Origin of the sequence: Bradyrhizobium sp. F1.13.3 (genome assembly GCF_040548265.1) — a bacterium.
GTDB lineage: Bacteria > Pseudomonadota > Alphaproteobacteria > Rhizobiales > Xanthobacteraceae > Bradyrhizobium.
This window is the reverse complement of the sequence record NZ_JBEPRI010000001.1, coordinates 910,003-926,735: the sequence shown is the minus strand read 5'-3', so window position 1 is coordinate 926,735 and position 16,733 is coordinate 910,003. Positions and strand designations below refer to the sequence as shown.

Sequence of the window (16,733 nt, the reverse complement as noted above, 5' to 3'; positions counted from 1 at the left end):
GGCTTACGTCGAAACTCTCGGCGAACGGGATTAGAACCACATTCCGACATGGTCCGCTCGGGCGAATGCCGGCTTGGAATGTGGATGATCCAGATGAAGACCAAACCCGCCCCCCGTGCCGACCGCATGGGCGCGCGCCAGATCTACGAGGCCCTGAGAGATCAGATCGTGGCGCAGGTGTACGGGACCAACGGGTTGCTGCCGTCCTCCCGCGCGCTGGCCGGCGAGATGGGCGTGGCGCGCTCGACCGTCACGGTCGCCTACGAACAGCTCGCCGCCGAAGGCTTCATCGAGACACGCCATGGTGCGCGGCCGCGTGTGGCCCGCGCCGTCGTCGAACGGGGACGCACGCGCGTAGTGTCGCAGCCATCGGCGCGGAAGGTGCGGCTGTCTGCGTTCGGTGAGCGATTGCTTCAGGACCCGCCGCGCTGGACCGAGCCGCCGCGCGGGCTCGTCGCGAACTTCCGCTATGGCGAGCTCGCGCCGTCGGATTTCCCGGTGCTGGCATGGAAGAAGGCCGTGACTGCCGCGATGGCGCGCAAGCCCGAGCGGCTGGCCTATGACGATCCCAGCGGCGCGCTGCGGCTGCGGACCGCGCTTCAGGGCTATCTGTGGCGGTCGCGCAGCGTCCGCTGCGAGGTCGATCAGATCCTCGTCGTGAACGGCTCGCAGCAGGGCCTCGACATCTGCGCCCGCCTGCTGCTCGACGCCGACGACCGCTTCGTGATGGAGGATCCCGGCTATCAGATGGCGCGGCATACTTTCGCAGCGACGGGCGCCGAGACAATCCCGATCCCGGTCGACGCGGATGGACTGGAGACCACGCGGCTCGATGGCGTCGAAGCCCGCCTCGCCTATGTCACGCCGTCGCACCAATATCCGCTCGGCGGCGTCATGCCGATCGGACGCCGGCACCAATTGCTCGCCTGGGCCAGGGCAAACGACGCCTACGTGATCGAGGACGATTACGACAGCGAGTATCGCTACGACACCAAGCCGATCCCGCCGCTGCATACGCTGGAGGGCGGCGACAACGTAATCTATCTCGGCACCGTCTCCAAGACGCTCTCCCCCACCTTGCGGATCGGCTATCTGGTGGTGCCCACCGCCCTGCGATCCTTGTTCGCCGCCGCTAAGCAGATCATGGACCGGCACACGCCGCTGATCGAACAGGACGCTCTCGCGTCGATGCTCGAAAGCGGAGCCTATGACGGCCACATCAGGCGCGTGCGCCGGCGCAACGCCGAACGCCAGCGGGCGCTGCTCGACGCGCTTCGCCGCCGGTTCGGGGATCGCGTCCGGATCGAGGGCACGGCCGCCGGCCTGCACATCGTGGCGTGGTTCGATAACCTGCCGCAGAAGCGAGAGGACGCGTTGATCAAGGCGGCCCATGCAAAGGGCGTCGGCATCTATCCCGTCTCGGCACTGTTCGTCGGACCTCGCCGACCGCGGAAGACAGTCGGCCTCGTCATGGGCTATTCGGCGCTGGAGGTCGCACAGATCGAGCGCGGCTGCAGGATTCTTGCACAGGCCGTCGCCGAACTGGACTGATCAAACAGACGATAACTGGCAGTTTCTTATAAGCCAGATTCCGGCTATCTCCAGATCAACACCGGAGATAGACCATGTACATCCCTCCCGCCTTCAAAGACGACATCGAGAGCATCCGGGCGACCATTCGCGGCGCCCGGCTCGCCAGTCTGGTCACGGCCACCAGCGAAGGCCCGGTCGCCACGCCGCTGCCGCTCTTTCTCGACGAGAGCGAAGGCGAGCACGGCGTGCTGTACGGACATGTGGCGAAAGCCAACCTGCAATGGAAACTGCCGCCGATCGGAGATGCGCTGGCAATCTTCAGCGGTCCCGACGCCTATGTGACGCCGTCCTGGTACGCGACCAAGCAGGAGACCGAAAAGGTCGTGCCGACCTGGAACTACGTCGCGGTCCATGCTTACGGCCCGGTTGAATTCTTCCAGGAGCCTGAGCGCCTGCTCGATGCCGTGACGCGGCTCACGAACAGGCATGAAGGATCACGCGCCAAGCCGTGGGCCGTTACTGATGCCCCCGAAGATTTTATCGCAGCGCAGCTGCGCGGAATCGTCGGCGTGCGCATTCCCGTCGTGCGGTTCGAAGGCAAGCGCAAGATGAGCCAGAACCGTCCCGAGGCCGACCGTGTCGGCGTCGCACAAGGTCTCGCAGCAAGCGAGAGCGCACACGATCGGGAAGTCGCGCCGTTGATTCCGGTTCCGGTGTAGTGACCATTTGGTTCCCGACACTCGCGTCGGGAACCATCGTCCTGTCAGGTTCGTTGATACATTTCAGCAAGCATCTCCTGACAGGATTCCTATGTGCCGCTGGATCGCATACCGGGGCGAGACGACGTCCTTCGAACCCTACGTCACCGAGCCCGAGCATTCGCTGATTGCGCAAAGCATCCGCTCGCTTCAGTCGACGGCCGGCTCGAATGGCGACGGCTTTGGTCTCGGCTGGTACGGCGAGCATCCGGAGCCTGGTCTTTATCGTGAAACACGCCCCGCCTGGTCGGACGAGAATCTCCGCTACCTCTGCCGCCATCTGCGCTCGCATCTGTTCTTTGCCCATGTGCGCGCCGCCACCGGCACCGCGGTGACGCGGCAGAACTGTCATCCCTTCGCCTGCGGCCAGTGGATGTTCATGCACAATGGTTTCGTCGGAAGCTGGAACCGCCTGCGGCGCAAGGTCGAGGCGCTGATCCCCGATGCCTACTACCCCTCACGGACAGGCACGACCGATTCGGAAGCTGTCTTTCTCGCCATGATGGGCGCGGGACTCGACGCCGATCCGCTCGGCGCAACGCGTCGCGTGCTTCAGGCCCTCGTCGGCCTCGTCAACGAAGGCGAGCTTCGTGAGCGGCTACGCTTCACCAGCGCCATCGCCAACGGCCGGGATCTCTATGCCTTTCGGGTTGCGGTCAACGATGCCGCCAACACGCTGTATTTCCGCGAGGCTGGCGGCCAGGTCATCGTCGTCTCCGAGCCGTTCGACAAGGAAACGGACTGGACGGAAGTACCCGCGAATCACGCACTGGTCGCACGTGCGTCCGAAAGCGCGAGAATTGTTCCGTTCGACCTTGCAATTTCCAGTGGGGCCGACGCGGAACCCGCCCCCGCCAGAAGGATTATCGCCCGCAGGTAAATACCTTGGCCGGGCGGCACGATGACATTGGCGTCAGACGTCTTGAAACTGCTGCGACTCGATTCCTCCGAGGACAGGCAGCACCTCGTCATTCGCTCGGCCGGCGGACGCGGCAAGGCCGAGGAATATTCGTTCGGCCTCGAGGAGGAATACTTCCTCGCCGATCGGCGCAGCCTGGAGGTCGCGATCCAGACCCCGAATGAGCTTTTCGAATCTGCGAACTGGTCGACAGGCGGTCAGGCGATGCGGGAGATGTTGCAGTCCCAGCTCGAGGTCGCCACCAACGTTCATGTCGACGTCGCCGATGCGCGCGAAGAGCTTCGCTTCCTGCGTCGCGAAGTCGCGAACGTCGCGGCACAATACGGTTTCGTGATCATGGCCTGCGGCACGCATCCGACCGCGGTGTGGCGCATGTCGCAGCCGAGCCCGAAGCCGCGCTACGAGGAGATGATCGAAGATCTGCGCAGCATCGGCCACCGCAACCTGATGTGCGGCATGCATGTGCACGTCCAACTGCCCGATCCGGAAAAGCGCATGGCGGTGATGCGAGCGATGCTGCCGCAGCTGCCGCTGTTCATTGCCCTATCTGCCTCCTCTCCGTTCTGGAATTCACACAAGACCGGACTGAAGGGCTACCGGCTCGCCGCCTATTCCGAGCTGCCGCGCACCGGCCTGCCCGAATTGTTCGAGAGCAGGCGGGACTACGACGAGTATGTCGGCGCGTTGCAGCGCTCCGGCGTGATCCCCGATGAAAGCCACATCTGGTGGGCCATGCGCCCTTCCATGAAGCACCCGACCCTCGAGCTGCGTGCGCCCGATACCTGCACCTTCGTCGACGACGCCGTTGCCATTGCCTCGCTCTATCGCTGCCTGACGCGCTATCTCTACCTGCGGCCCCATCTGTCGAAAGAGGTCACCGCGGTCGAACGCGCGATTGCGGTGGAGAACAAATGGCGCGCCCAGCGCTACGGCACCGATTGCATCTTTGCCTCCAAGGACGGGCCGGTCGAGATCTCCGAGCTGCTCTCCCGCGTGATCGAGGACATCGCCGAAGACGCCGCTGCGCTGAACTGCGCCGCCGAGGTCGAACACTGCCGCACCATCGTGGAACGAGGCAGCTCGGCTGAATTCCAGCTTCGCGCCTTCCGCGACAATGCGGAGGACATCGCCGCCGTGTCGCGCTGGATCGCAGAGGCGACGATCGCGGGGACGAGCACCCCGGCCGCAGGCGTCGCCGCGCCCTCATAGCGTCCGCGCAAGCTTCGGGAGCGACAATGTCGGTCTTGAATCCGGAAGGTCGCGGAGAGAACCATGAATCGCGTCAAATGTTGCGCCGGCTGCGGCCATGGTCTCATTCCGATGCTCTCTGCCAAAGGGCTCGCGGAGCTCAGCTGCCTGTGGTGCGAGCTCATCGAGGCGCGTGCAGTGGACATGGCGAAGTGGGCTGACAGCCCATACGGCAAGCCCGAGCGGATCGTCCGTCGATCTTTCGAATGAACGGCTTCAGACACCCGGACGCCGACTTCTCCTGATCGGCACGGCTGCACGTCCGCGCCAGAATGCCGACAAATTAGACAAGACACCTCTCGTCGCCGGGTTTGCAGACGGGGCGAACATGGCCATGCAGGCTGACGAAGCTTGTCATCTAACCTCAGGTGCAACCTCGATTTTTCTTCGCGTGGCGGCGGGTGGCAAAGCCTCGGTGCCGCGCGGCGCCTCGACTGGCCCAAAATTCGCAGGGCAGCATCAGGCCTGATCCCCTGCTCACCCGATTGGAGCAGCAAGATGCGTGCGCCGAGAGACCGGGTGAGCGGCCCAGAATCGGAGAATGCCATGAACGTGCATGCCGCCGGCGATCTCAAAATCACCGGCCTCACCCGCCCGGACGGCGCGCCCCTTCGCCTCAACGCTCAGGATTTCGTGGCGATCGACCGCGACCGGAATGCGAAGTTCGAGGCGACGTACCGGCCGCAAGCCCTCTACAATCGCGCCAACGAGGGTTTCCACGCCAACAACGAAACCTTCTTGCTGCACGAAGTCGCGACCAATCTGCCGATCTATCTGCCCGACACCGGTCCGACAGATTTCCATCTTCATCTGCCGCCGGGCGGCTTTCAGCTCGTGTTGGTCACCTCGGGCGCGTTCACCTTCGACTATGACGGACGCTTCTACAATGTCGGCCCCGGCGCGGTGATGCTGCAAAGCGCGATCGTGCACCGCCAGCTGTTCTACACCTGGTCCGGATTGTCGACCGAAGAGAATTTGAAGACGCCACAAACGGTGGCGCCGGATCCGATTTCCATGGGCTATTCCGGCAAATTCCTCGAAGCCTTCATCACCGATCCGACGACCTTTCCAAATCCGACCATTGTCGGCCCGGATCAGATCAGCGAAGACGAGACGCCACGGGTGGCATGGAGCCACTCCCTGCATGATCGCCCTGCGGACGCAGGCTTTTGGCTTCAGGACCCGCTGGCGCTGGATGCGCTGTTCAAGCCGCTCACCGACAACCCGGTCAAATCATCCATGCCGGTCTATGTGCGCGACATCGGCATCGAAGTGCCGAGCGGCCATCTCGTCACCGGCCACATCATCGCAACCGATCCGCGCGGCCAATCGCTCTTGCCCAAGAGCACGTCGGCAGCAGCGGACGCCGCCTGTTTCGCCAAGGGTGAGGTCGTGATCTACCGCGTCATCCGCGGGACGGCCGAATTCAGGAACAAGACTGGCGAGACCTTTGAGCTCGCGGCCGGCGACGTGGTGACGGCAGGCAAGAACGCCACAAGCCTCGTCGGCGTGGGTGAGAACACCCAGGTCCTTCGGCTCGGCCTTCTCAAAGGCATGAACGACCTCCGCAGCTGGACGCCGACGCAACGCGACGAGATCGACGGCCTCGCCGGTCAGATCATCACGCAGAGGGACATCCGTCCTCTGCGGACCGAGGGCAAGCCGGTGGGCTACCTCTACGGCTGAGCGGGCTACTCCGCCGCCTGGCGGACGTGGCGTGCGGTCGGGGTGCGCATGGTGACGAGCTCTTCGGCCGCGGTCGGATGCAGCGCGATCGTCGCGTCGAAATCGGCCTTGGTCGCCTTCATCTTCACCGCAATCGCGACCGCCTGCGTGATCTCCGCCGCGGCATCGCCGACGATGTGACAGCCGAGCACGCGGTCGGTTGAACCGTCGACGACGAGCTTCATCAACACGCGGGTATCGCGGCCCGACATTGTCGCCTTGATGGGGCGGAACGTGGTCTTGTAGATGTCGACATGGCTGAATTGCGCCCGGGCCTCGGTCTCGGTGAGGCCGACGGTGCCGACCTCCGGCTGCGAGAACACGGCGGTCGGGATGTTGGCGTGATCCACCTGCACCTCGCGCTTGCCGAACACGGTGTCGGCGAACGCATGGCCCTCGCGGATCGCGACCGGCGTCAGGTTGAAGCGATGGGTGACGTCGCCGATCGCATAGATGCTGTCGACCGAACTCTTCGAGAAATGATCGACCGCGATACCGCCGTTCCGCGGGTTGATGGCGACGCCGGCCTTCTCCAGGCCGAGATTGGCCACCGCCGGATGGCGGCCGATCGCGAACATCACCTGGTCGGAGGCGAGGCTCGATCCGTTCGACAGATGCGTGGTGAATTCTTCGCCGTGCCGATCGACCTTCGCCACCGTGCAGCCGGTGAGGATGGTGATGCCCTGCTTCTCCATCTCGGCGCGGACGTGGGCGCGAACGTCCTCGTCAAAGCCGCGAAGAATGTTGTCGCCGCGATAGATCACTGTGACGTCGGAGCCGAAGCCGACGAAGATGCCGGCGAACTCCAGCGCGATGTAGCCGCCGCCCTGGATCACGATCCGCTTCGGCAGCTTCGTCAGGTGAAACGCCTCGTTGGAGGAGATCACGTGCTCGATGCCGGGAATCGGAGCGCCGTGATTGGGCGCGCCGCCGGTGGCGATCAAAATGTATTTTGCGGTGATCTTCCGGTCGTTCTCGAGCAGGCGAACGGTGTGCTTGTCCTCGATCACCGCGCGGCTCTTGACGATTTGCGCGCCCGACTTTTCGACATTGGCGGTGTAAGCCGCCTCCAGACGCGCGATCTCCTTGTCCTTGTTGGCGATCAGCGTCGGCCAGTCGAAGGTCGCAGGTGGAACGGTCCAGCCGAAACCGGCGGCGTCCTCGATCTCATGGCGGAAATGCGAGCCGATGACGAACAGCTTCTTCGGCACGCAGCCGCGGATCACGCAGGTCCCGCCCATGCGGTACTCTTCCGCGATCATCACGCGGGCGCCGTAACCGGCCGCGATGCGGGCGGCACGCACGCCGCCCGAACCGCCACCGATGACAAAGAGGTCGACGTCGAATTCAGCCATTGTCCACTCCGACCTCTTTCAGAACATGATCCGGATTCTGATCAGATAGGGACTGTCATATCTCCTTGCCACGCTTGCGCATCTCGGCGCGGAAGTTGCCCATCACGGTCTCGGAGAAGTTCTGGGCCCAGGAGTTCATGAAGGCCATGCTCAGCCCGATGGCGCGCGGCTCGGCCTCGATCAGCTTCTTGCCCAGCGGCGACTTATAGAAGGTGACGAGATCCTTCAACTCCTGCTCGGTGAACTCGCTGGCATAGACCTGCGCCATGCCTTCGCCGATTTCGCTCTCGCGGCCCTTGAGCTGCTGGGCGACGACCTGGGCGACCTCGGTGAGGTCCTTCTGGTAGTTGAGGTTCTGCTGGATCAGCGCGATCTTGGTCTTCTCGACCAGGCCGGGCACGGCGTTCGCGTACATCGCACTGGCGTTCTTGATCGCCAGGATTTCCTTGGCGGCCGCGATGGCCGCCGGTGACGATTTCGGCGCCGCTGGCTGCTGGGCCCCGGCCGGGGCGACCGAGAGAGCCAGTCCCACAGCGAGGGTCGCGACGGGCAACAATTTCCAAACGCTCTTCATTCCTAGTCTCCCTTCGGCTTTCGCCGTTCAATCACGCGAATTCCCTCGCCACCCGCCAAAACAGCCGAGCTGGCCAAGCCGATGAACAAACCATGCTCGACGACGCCGGGGATCGCGCTCAACGCCGTGGCGAGGCGGGCGGGATCCTCAATCTTTTCGAGCTGGGCATCGACGATCCAGTGGCCGCCATCAGTGACGAAAACGTGGCCGTCCTTGCCGTTGCGGACCGCCATCTGCCCGGAAACGCCGCATTCCGCAAACGCCTTCTCGATCGCGCGTCGCGTTGCGCCTAGCCCGAACGGAATAACTTCGACCGGCAGCGGAAAGCGGCCGAGTGTCGGCACCCATTTGGTGTCGTCGGCAATCACGATCATGCGATCCGAGGCGGCCGCCACGATCTTCTCGCGCAACAGCGCTCCGCCGCCGCCCTTGATCAGATTGAGCTCGGGATCGATCTCGTCGGCGCCGTCGATTGTGATGTCGAGATGGTCGATCTCGTCCAGCGTGGTCAGCGGCACGCCGCAGCGGATTGCATCGAGGCGCGTCGCCTCGGAGGTCGGCACGCCGATCACTTTCAGTCCGGCGCGGACCCGCTCGCCGAGCAGCTCGACGAAGTGTTTCGCGGTCGAGCCGGTGCCGAGCCCGAGCTGCATGCCGTCTCGGACGTCCTCGAGGGCGCGCGCCGCAGCCTGCCGCTTCAATTGGTCCATGTTCACGTTTGCGCCGTCCCTGAATGACGAGTGTGCTGCCGGATAGGCTTGCGGCGGCCTGTGTAGCCTCGTTTTCCCTCGGAGAACAGGGTCTGGGGGAACAGGCCTCCGGGCCCACCTTATAAGGTGATCTTATGGCTTCGGCCCTTGCGCGGGCGGGGCCGGGCCGGTAGCGCTGGACCATGACCCCCTCCCACACCATCGTCTTCGATCTCGACGGCACGCTTGTGGATACGGCGCCCGACCTGATCACCGCGCTCAATTACGTGCTCGACCGCGAAGGGCTACCGCCCGTGCCGATGGCCTCGGCCCGCAATATGATCGGCGCCGGCGCCCGCAAGCTGATCGAGCGGGGGCTGGAGGCCGAGGGCCGCAGCGTCACGGTTGCCGACATGGACCGTATGACGGCCGATTTCATCGCCTATTACGCCGACAATATCGCCGTCGAATCCCGCCCCTTCGAGGGGCTGGAGGCCGCACTCGACCATTTTGCGGCCCAGGGCCATCGCCTCGCGGTCTGCACCAACAAGCTGGAATGGCTGTCGAAGCGCCTGCTGGACCAGCTCGACCTGAGCCGGCGCTTCGCCGCGATCTGCGGCGCCGACACTTTTGGCGTCCAAAAGCCCGATCCGACCATTTTCCGCGAAACGGTGGCGCGGGCCGGCGGCGAGGTCAAAGCCAGCATCATGGTCGGCGACGCCGGACCCGATGTCGGCGTGGCCCGGCGCGCCGGAGTTCCCGTCATCGGGGTGAGCTTCGGCTATACGGACGTGCCGATCGCCGAGCTGAAGCCGGACCGGCTGATCCATCACATGCGCGACCTGCCGGCCGCCGCCAGCAGCCTGATGACTGCGCACGCAGATCTCAAGTAATTGACATCGCTTGGTTATTCCGCGGAATCCCGCGTTAACCATCTGCTAACTATGCGCGGCCCGCCGGTTGCTCGTTCGGAACGACGCTCCTAAGTTCGTCCGGGGATGTGGCGGTTCGTCGCACTAGGTGGATGTCATGCGTCGTGTCATCTCGTTTGCGTTAGCTGGAATAAGTGTCCTCGGGGCAACAAGCCTTGCCGGCTGCTCCTCGATATCTTCGGTTTCCTGGGACATGTTCAAATCGGCCCCGCCGACCGTCCAGGTCCGGCTCGAATCCAATCCCCCGGGTGCGGACGCCACGACCTCACTCGGAGCGGGCTGCAAGACCCCCTGCTCCGTGTCGGTTCCCGCCCCCGACGCCCCCTTCACGGTCGCTTTCGCGCTGCCAAAACACCAGCCGGTAAGCGTGCCGGTGAACGTCATCAGGAATCCCGGCGACTTCACGACGCCCGCCTCGGTCACCACCGACCCCAACCCGGTTTTCGCGGAGCTCCAGCCGGCCATTCCGCCAAAACCGGTGCGCAAGCCGCACCGGCCGAAGAAGCCGAAACCGGCGGCGCCCGCCGCTGCCCCTGGTGCTGCACCGGCTGCGGGCTCGCCGTTCCCCGATCCAAACACGGGCAAGCGCTGACCTCCGTCATCCCCCCAATTGTCTCTGACGCGTTCGATGCTTAGATTGCTTCCAGGACACCGCTGAAGCAAAAGCTGCTCGCGTTGCCGCAAGTGACAAGGCATTTTGGTATGAACGGACTTTCCGCGAGCCCCCGCACCGCGCTGTCGAGCGCGATGACCGATCCGTTCGGACGGACCATCTCGTATTTGCGCGTCTCCGTCACCGACCGCTGCGACCTGCGCTGCTTCTACTGCATGTCAGAAGACATGACGTTCCTGCCTAAGGCGGATCTGCTGACACTGGAGGAACTCGATCGGTTGTGCTCGGCCTTCATCGCCAAGGGCGTGAAGAAGCTGCGGCTCACCGGCGGCGAACCGCTGGTCCGCCGCAACGTGATGACGCTGGTGCGCTCGCTGTCGCGGCATCTCAAGAGCGGCGCGTTGAGCGAACTGACGCTGACCACCAACGGCACCCAGCTTGCGAAACACGCAAGCGAGCTCGCCGATTGCGGCGTCCGCCGCATCAACATCTCGCTCGACACGCTCGACCCGCAGAAGTTTCGCGAGATCACCCGCTGGGGCGAGATCGACAAGGTGCTGGAAGGCATCGAGGCGGCACGCGCTGCGGGCCTCGCGGTCAAGATCAATGCCGTTGCGCTGAAGAACCTCAACGAGGACGAACTTCCCGACCTGATGCGCTGGGCCCACGGCAAGGGCATGGGGCTGACGCTGATCGAGGTCATGCCGATGGGCGAGATCGGATCGGGACGAATCGATCAATACCTGCCGCTGTCGCTGGTGCGCGCGCGCCTCGCCCAGCAGTTCACGCTGATGGATCTGGCCGAGAGCACCGGCGGGCCGGCGCGCTATGTCAGCGTCGCCGAGACCGGCGGCAAACTCGGCTTCATCACCCCGATGACCCATAATTTCTGCGAATCCTGCAACCGCGTGCGTGTCACCTGCACGGGAACGTTGCACACCTGCCTCGGCCACGAGGATGCCTCCGATTTGCGCAAACCTCTGCGTGCATCGGACGACGATTCGCTGCTTGCGGATGCGATCGACCGGGCCATTGGGCTGAAGCCGAAGGGGCACGATTTCATCATCGATCGCCGCCACGACCGCCCCAGCGTCAGCAGGCACATGAGCGTCACCGGCGGCTAGCGCCGGCTGCCCGGCCGCGGCTTATTCCCCTTAACTATCAACAAACTTCCGATTGACTGGCGGCAAACTCGCTGGTTTGGTGCGGCTGCCTCATGCCTGCGCGGCGAGACAAGCCAACGCGCCACTCGGCGCAGTCAAGACGGCCGGGGCAAATCGGGGAGGACTAATCTTGCAAGCGCTCCTGAAGCTGAGCAATGGAATTGACGCGTTCACACGTTGGACGGGCAAGCGTCTGGCTTGGCTGATCCTGCTCGCCGTCGTCATCTCGGCGGTGAATGCGATCATTCGGAAGACGTTGGACACGTCCTCCAACTCGTGGCTCGAGCTGCAATGGGTGCTTTTCAGCATCGTGTTCCTGCTGTGCGCGTCCTGGACGCTGCTCGACAACGAGCACATCCGGATCGACATCTTCAACAGCATGATGCCGAAGCGGGCTCGCAACATCATCGACATCATCGGGCACATCTTCTTCCTGATCCCGCTGACCGTTGTCATGATCGTGACCGGAATACCGTTCTTCCTGCGCTCGCTTCAGATCAACGAGCAATCCGGCAATGCGGGCGGCCTGCCGCAATGGCCGGCCAAGTCGCTCATCATGATCGGATTCGCGTTCCTGCTTGTTCAAGGCGTCTCCGAACTGATCAAGCGGATCGCCATCATGCGCGGCATGATACCGGATCCCCACGAGTCGCAGATTTCGGCGCTGGAGGCCGAAGTCGAGCACCTCGTTGAAGCGATCGAACAGAAGTGATCGCCAAGCGGCATCGTAGGGGGATTCAATGACCGCGTTTATCGTCGCCAATATGGCGCCAATCATGTTCGCGACGCTGGTGATCGTGCTGCTGCTCGGCTACCCGGCTGCATTTTCGCTCGGCGCCGTCGGCCTCTTCTTCGCAATCATCGGCGTCGAACTCGGGCAATTCCACCCGGACTTTCTCCAGGCGCTGCCCGAGCGCGTCTATGGCGTGATGAACAACGACACGCTGCTCGCCATTCCCTTCTTCACCTTCATGGGACTGGTCCTCGAGCGCTCCGGCATGGCTGAGGATCTGCTCGACACCATCGGCCAGTTGTTCGGCACCATCCGCGGCGGCCTCGCCTACGCGGTGGTGTTCGTCGGCGCCCTGCTTGCGGCGACGACCGGCGTTGTGGCGGCCTCGGTGATCTCGATGGGCCTGATCTCGCTGCCGATCATGCTGCGCTACGGCTACGACCGCCGCGTAGCGACCGGCATCATCGCGGCCTCCGGCACGCTGGCGCAGATCATTCCGCCGTCGCTCGTCCTGATCGTGATGGCCGACCAGCTCGGCAAGTCGGTCGGCGACATGTACGAGGGCGCGTTCATTCCGGGCCTGGTGCTCGCCGGCCTCTATGCAAGTTACGCGTTCCTCGTGACCATGATTTTCCCGAACGCCGCCCCGGGCCTGCCGAAGGAAGCGATCGGTTTCCGCGAGGAGAGCGGCGACCGCGGACTCAAGTCGCTCGGCGTGCTGTTCCTGGCGAGCTGCGTCTTCGGCTGGTTCATGATGCGGAACTCGGAGACACACGGCGCCGACTTCGTCGTGCTCAGCATGTTCTTCGGCATCCTCTTCGCGTTCTTCGTCGCCATCGCGAACTGGGTCCTCGACAAGCTGACGGGCTTCCGTTTCCTCTCGAAGATGGCGCAACAGACCACCTTCGTCATGGTGCCGCCGCTGTTCCTGATCTTCCTAGTGCTGGGCACGATCTTCATCGGTGTCGCGACGCCCACCGAAGGCGGCGCCATGGGTGCAGCCGGCGCCCTCATTCTCGGAGCCGCGAAGCGGCGGCTGACCTGGGACCTGATCCGTCAGGCCACCGAATCGACGGCGAAGCTGTCCGCGTTCGTCGTCTTCATCCTGGTCGGGGCACGCGTGTTCTCGCTCACCTTCTACGGTGTCAGCGGCCACGTCTGGGTCGAGCACCTGCTGACCTCCCTGCCAGGCGGCCAGGTCGGCTTCCTGATCTTCGTCAACGCCTTCGTGTTCGTGCTGGCGTTCTTCCTCGACTTCTTCGAACTCGCTTTCATCGTGATCCCGTTGCTCGGGCCGGCTGCCGAGCATCTCGGGATTGACCTGATCTGGTTCGGCGTCATCCTCGGCGTCAACATGCAGACGTCGTTCATGCACCCGCCATTCGGATTTGCGCTGTTCTATTTGCGCTCGGTCGCGCCGAAGGAGCGCTATACCGATCGCGTCACGGGCAAGCGCATGGAGCCGGTCACGACGGGACAGATCTATTGGGGTGCGGTGCCGTTCGTCGTGATCCAGATGATCATGGTGCTGCTCGTGATCATGTTCCCGTCGATGGTGATGCACTACAAGGGCGTGCAGTCCACCGTCGATCCCAACAGCATCAAGATCGACATTCCCCAGATCGATCTGCCGCCGCTCGACTTCGGCCAGCCGAAGCAATAGCGCCCGGCCCGCCTGCAAAAAAGAACCCGGAGCTTTCGCTCCGGGTTCTTTCGTTTGGCGGATCGCGCCCTGCGATCAGCTCTGCGAGTTGCGCGCCATGAAGTTGTCATAGCCGACTTCGGCGACCTGGAACCACTGATATCCGTTGTTCGAGAACGCGGTCAGCGATTCGTAGACCTTCTTGAAGTCCGGATTGCTGGCCGAGACTTCGGTGTGCAGCTCCTTTGACGCCTTGAAGCAGGCCTGCATGACCTCGGGCGAGAACGGATGCAGCTTGGCGCCGGCCGCGAGCAGGCGCCGCAACGCCGGTGGATTGGCCTGGTCGTACTTCGCCATCATCCAATTGTTGGCATAGTGACCCGCCTGCTCGAGGATGCTCTGATAGTGCTTCGGCAGCGCATTCCACTTGTCCTGGTTGACGAAGGCGAGAAGCATTGGCCCGCCTTCCCACCAACCCGGGAAGTAATAATGCGGCGCGACCTTGACGAAGCCGAGCTTCTCGTCGTCATAAGGTCCGACCCATTCGGCAGCGTCGATGGTACCTTTCTCGAGCGCCGGATAAATGTCGCCTCCGGCGATCTGCTGCGGCACCGCGCCGAGTTTGGCCATCACTTTTCCGGCGAAGCCCCCGATGCGGAATTTCAATCCGCTGAAGTCCTGGGGAGTCTTGACCTCCTTGCGGAACCAGCCACCCATCTGACAGCCGGTATTGCCGGCAAGCAGCGAGACGACGTTGTACTTCTTGTAGAACTCGTTGAGGATGTCCCTGCCGCCGCCGAGTGTGTACCAGGCCTGGTTGATGCGCATGTTCGGTCCGAACGGCACCGCCGATCCGAAGGTGAAGGTCGGGTCCTTGCCAAAATAATAGTAGGACGCAGTGTGGCCGATTTCGCAGGTGCCGTTCTGCACGGCATCGAGCACCTGAAGGCCCGGCACGATCTCGCCGCCGGCAAATGTCTGAATCTGGAATTTGTTGTCGGTCGCTTCCGCGACCATCTTGGCCATCATCTCGGCGCCGCCATAGAGCGTATCGAGTGATTTCGGCCAGCTCGTCGGCATGCGCCATTTGATCTCGGGCGTCGTCTGCGCGATCGCTGGAGCGGCGAGCGTGGCGACACCCGCCGCACCAAGCCCGGTGACCTTGATAAAGTCTCGTCTTTTCATGATTTCCTACCCTGATGGATTGTGACGGTGGGCCTTCTTGCTGAGGCTTGGAGGCCAGCATGGAACATGTCTCGTCCGATTTCCATCCCTCACGATGTGAGGGATGAAAATGCTCAGCTCCCGCGCCATCGGGTCCTACGACTTTAGGCTTAGATCGATAGCCGGTGATCGGAAGACGGAGCACGAAGTGGTGCAGACCCGTTGGACGCCTGGCGACCACACGTCGCCATCGAGACGGCGCAGGTTCAGGCTGCCGCCGCTCCGGCCGCCGGATTGGGGCCGGCTGGCTGCACGCCATTCGCCAGCCTGAACCGCAGCGTGAACTGCGCGCCGCCGCCCGGACGATTCTCCACCGCAACCGTCGCCGCGTGATCATCCGCGACGGCGCGCACGATCGAAAGCCCGAGGCCGGCGCCGTCACTGCGCTGGCGGTCGGCGCGCCAGAAGCGGTGGAAGATCAATTCGCGCTCGGCTTCCGCAATTCCCGGGCCGTAATCGCGCACGTGCACCGCACCGTCCGCGCTCACATCGACATCGACCGACGTGTCCTTTGCCGTGAACTTGATGGCGTTTTCGGCGAGGTTGAAGATCGCGCGCTGGAGCATCACGGAATTGCCGTGGATCAGTACCGGTGCCTCGGTGCCCCTCAGCGCGATATCCTTGTGCTGCGCGATCGCGAGCGGCGCGATCGACCCGACCACCTCGGCGCAGACCGCGCGCAAATCCGCGGTCTCGCCGGGATCGAGCACCAGCGTGTCGAGTTCAGCGATCTCCAGCAGCTGCACGACGATGCGGCTCATGCCCTCGATATCCGCATGCAGCGCCTGCCTCGCGGCGCCGTCGCCGAGCGTCTCGATCCGCGTGCGCAGGATCGCGAGCGGCGTGCGCAACTGATGCGCGGCGTCGGCGGTGAACTGCCGCTGCACCCGAAAGCCATCCTCGAGGCGGTCGAGCGCCTGGTTGACGGCGATGACGAGCGGCATGATTTCGCGCGGGATCTGCTCCGTCGGCAGGCGGATGTCGGTGCGCGCCGGGCCGATATTGCTCGCCTCCTCGGAGGCCTTCCACAGCGGCGCGACAGCGCGGCGAAAGATGATGATGTCGATGGCGAGCAGGACCAGCAGGATCGGAATGGTGATCCACCCGACCCGCCGGAAGAAGTTCGACACGATATCGTCGATGATGACGTCGCGGTGCCCGAGGTCCTCCGCGACGCGAATGCGTATCACCTTGCCGTCAATGGTGCGGGTGACACCGGCGCCGGAAATCGTCTCGGAGAGCGGCGGTGCGGTCGTGGCAGCGCCGGTCTTGCGCCGCGACGAGAACAGCAGATGTCCCTCGGCATCGCGAATGTCGTACTGGTAGCGGCCATAGGCTTCCGAATAAAGGCCCTTGAGACTGTCCGGCAGGTTGAACGTCAACAGCCCGTCGGGCTGGGCGACGATGCGCTCGGCCAACACCTCGGCCTGCGCGCGCATGGCATCGCGATGCAGCTGGTCGATCTCGGAATTGAGCAGCCAGAACAGCACCAGCGGCAGGAAAATCGCGACCACCGCGACCGCCACGATGTGCAGGAACACGATGCGCCAGATCAGCGATTTGAACGTCGGCGACCTCGCACGGACCCCGGCGCGTAATCCGGCGTGAGGTCCGATCCGGGCCAC

Annotated in this window: 16 protein-coding genes; 11 read left to right on the top strand and 5 right to left on the bottom strand. The window is 63.8% G+C overall.

Annotation, left to right across the window (positions count from 1 at the left end):
• The first annotated feature begins 84 nt into the window (after positions 1 to 84).
• From pdxR to ABIB66_RS04165, 6 genes are all read left to right on the top strand, one after another.
• Positions 85 to 1,551 (top strand): MocR-like pyridoxine biosynthesis transcription factor PdxR, encoded by a 1,467-nt coding sequence (pdxR, locus tag ABIB66_RS04190; protein ID WP_354254173.1) that lies wholly within the window; start codon positions 85 to 87, stop codon positions 1,549 to 1,551.
• Positions 1,552 to 1,625: 74 nt separating this feature from the next.
• The gene (locus ABIB66_RS04185) at positions 1,626 to 2,252 is read left to right on the top strand and encodes an FMN-binding negative transcriptional regulator (protein WP_354204333.1); all 627 of its coding nucleotides are present in this window, start codon (positions 1,626 to 1,628) and stop codon (positions 2,250 to 2,252) included.
• A gap of 91 nt (positions 2,253 to 2,343) precedes the next feature.
• Complete coding sequence (locus tag ABIB66_RS04180) at positions 2,344 to 3,171, top strand: class II glutamine amidotransferase (protein WP_354204335.1); 828 nt, start codon at positions 2,344 to 2,346, stop codon at positions 3,169 to 3,171.
• A 21-nt stretch (positions 3,172 to 3,192) separates the two neighbouring features.
• Complete coding sequence (locus ABIB66_RS04175) at positions 3,193 to 4,419, top strand: carboxylate-amine ligase (RefSeq protein ID WP_354204337.1); 1,227 nt, start codon at positions 3,193 to 3,195, stop codon at positions 4,417 to 4,419.
• A gap of 63 nt (positions 4,420 to 4,482) precedes the next feature.
• Positions 4,483 to 4,668: a hypothetical protein gene (locus ABIB66_RS04170; protein WP_275167452.1), complete on the top strand. Its 186-nt coding sequence runs from the start codon at positions 4,483 to 4,485 to the stop codon at positions 4,666 to 4,668.
• Positions 4,669 to 5,004: 336 nt separating this feature from the next.
• Positions 5,005 to 6,144 (top strand): hypothetical protein, encoded by a 1,140-nt coding sequence (locus ABIB66_RS04165; protein ID WP_354254170.1) that lies wholly within the window; start codon positions 5,005 to 5,007, stop codon positions 6,142 to 6,144.
• 5 nt (positions 6,145 to 6,149) lie between these two features.
• On the opposite strand, the gene gor is transcribed toward ABIB66_RS04165, so the two are convergent.
• From gor to rpiA, 3 genes are read right to left on the bottom strand one after another with little or no spacing between them, the layout of a single operon-like run.
• Positions 6,150 to 7,538: a glutathione-disulfide reductase gene (gor, locus tag ABIB66_RS04160; RefSeq protein ID WP_354254168.1), complete on the bottom strand. Its 1,389-nt coding sequence runs from the start codon at positions 7,536 to 7,538 to the stop codon at positions 6,150 to 6,152.
• Positions 7,539 to 7,593: 55 nt separating this feature from the next.
• The gene (locus tag ABIB66_RS04155) at positions 7,594 to 8,112 is read right to left on the bottom strand and encodes a DUF2059 domain-containing protein (RefSeq protein WP_354055678.1); all 519 of its coding nucleotides are present in this window, start codon (positions 8,110 to 8,112) and stop codon (positions 7,594 to 7,596) included.
• 2 nt (positions 8,113 to 8,114) lie between these two features.
• Positions 8,115 to 8,828 (bottom strand): ribose-5-phosphate isomerase RpiA, encoded by a 714-nt coding sequence (gene rpiA, locus ABIB66_RS04150; RefSeq protein ID WP_354055680.1) that lies wholly within the window; start codon positions 8,826 to 8,828, stop codon positions 8,115 to 8,117.
• Positions 8,829 to 9,004: 176 nt separating this feature from the next.
• Between rpiA and ABIB66_RS04145 the strand changes: the two genes are divergently transcribed.
• The 5 genes from ABIB66_RS04145 (at position 9,005) to ABIB66_RS04125 (ending at position 13,905) form a co-directional block, all read left to right on the top strand.
• On the top strand, positions 9,005 to 9,694 hold the full coding sequence (locus ABIB66_RS04145; RefSeq protein WP_354204342.1) for an HAD-IA family hydrolase: 690 nt from the start codon (positions 9,005 to 9,007) through the stop codon (positions 9,692 to 9,694).
• A gap of 136 nt (positions 9,695 to 9,830) precedes the next feature.
• Positions 9,831 to 10,325, top strand: coding sequence for a hypothetical protein (locus ABIB66_RS04140; RefSeq protein WP_354204344.1), 495 nt, complete (start codon positions 9,831 to 9,833; stop codon positions 10,323 to 10,325).
• 110 nt (positions 10,326 to 10,435) lie between these two features.
• Positions 10,436 to 11,470, top strand: a complete 1,035-nt coding sequence (moaA, locus tag ABIB66_RS04135) for a GTP 3',8-cyclase MoaA (RefSeq protein WP_354254166.1) — start codon at positions 10,436 to 10,438, stop codon at positions 11,468 to 11,470.
• A 169-nt stretch (positions 11,471 to 11,639) separates the two neighbouring features.
• Positions 11,640 to 12,221 (top strand): TRAP transporter small permease subunit, encoded by a 582-nt coding sequence (locus ABIB66_RS04130; RefSeq protein WP_354204348.1) that lies wholly within the window; start codon positions 11,640 to 11,642, stop codon positions 12,219 to 12,221.
• A gap of 28 nt (positions 12,222 to 12,249) precedes the next feature.
• A complete protein-coding gene (locus tag ABIB66_RS04125) occupies positions 12,250 to 13,905 on the top strand; it encodes a TRAP transporter large permease (RefSeq protein ID WP_354204350.1) in 1,656 nt (551 codons plus the stop codon).
• Between the two features lie 75 nt (positions 13,906 to 13,980).
• On the opposite strand, the gene ABIB66_RS04120 is transcribed toward ABIB66_RS04125, so the two are convergent.
• Entirely contained in the window at positions 13,981 to 15,069 is a 1,089-nt protein-coding gene (locus ABIB66_RS04120; RefSeq protein WP_275167462.1) for a TRAP transporter substrate-binding protein, read from the bottom strand.
• Between the two features lie 245 nt (positions 15,070 to 15,314).
• On the bottom strand, positions 15,315 to 16,733 hold the full coding sequence (locus ABIB66_RS04115; RefSeq protein WP_354204352.1) for a sensor histidine kinase: 1,419 nt from the start codon (positions 16,731 to 16,733) through the stop codon (positions 15,315 to 15,317).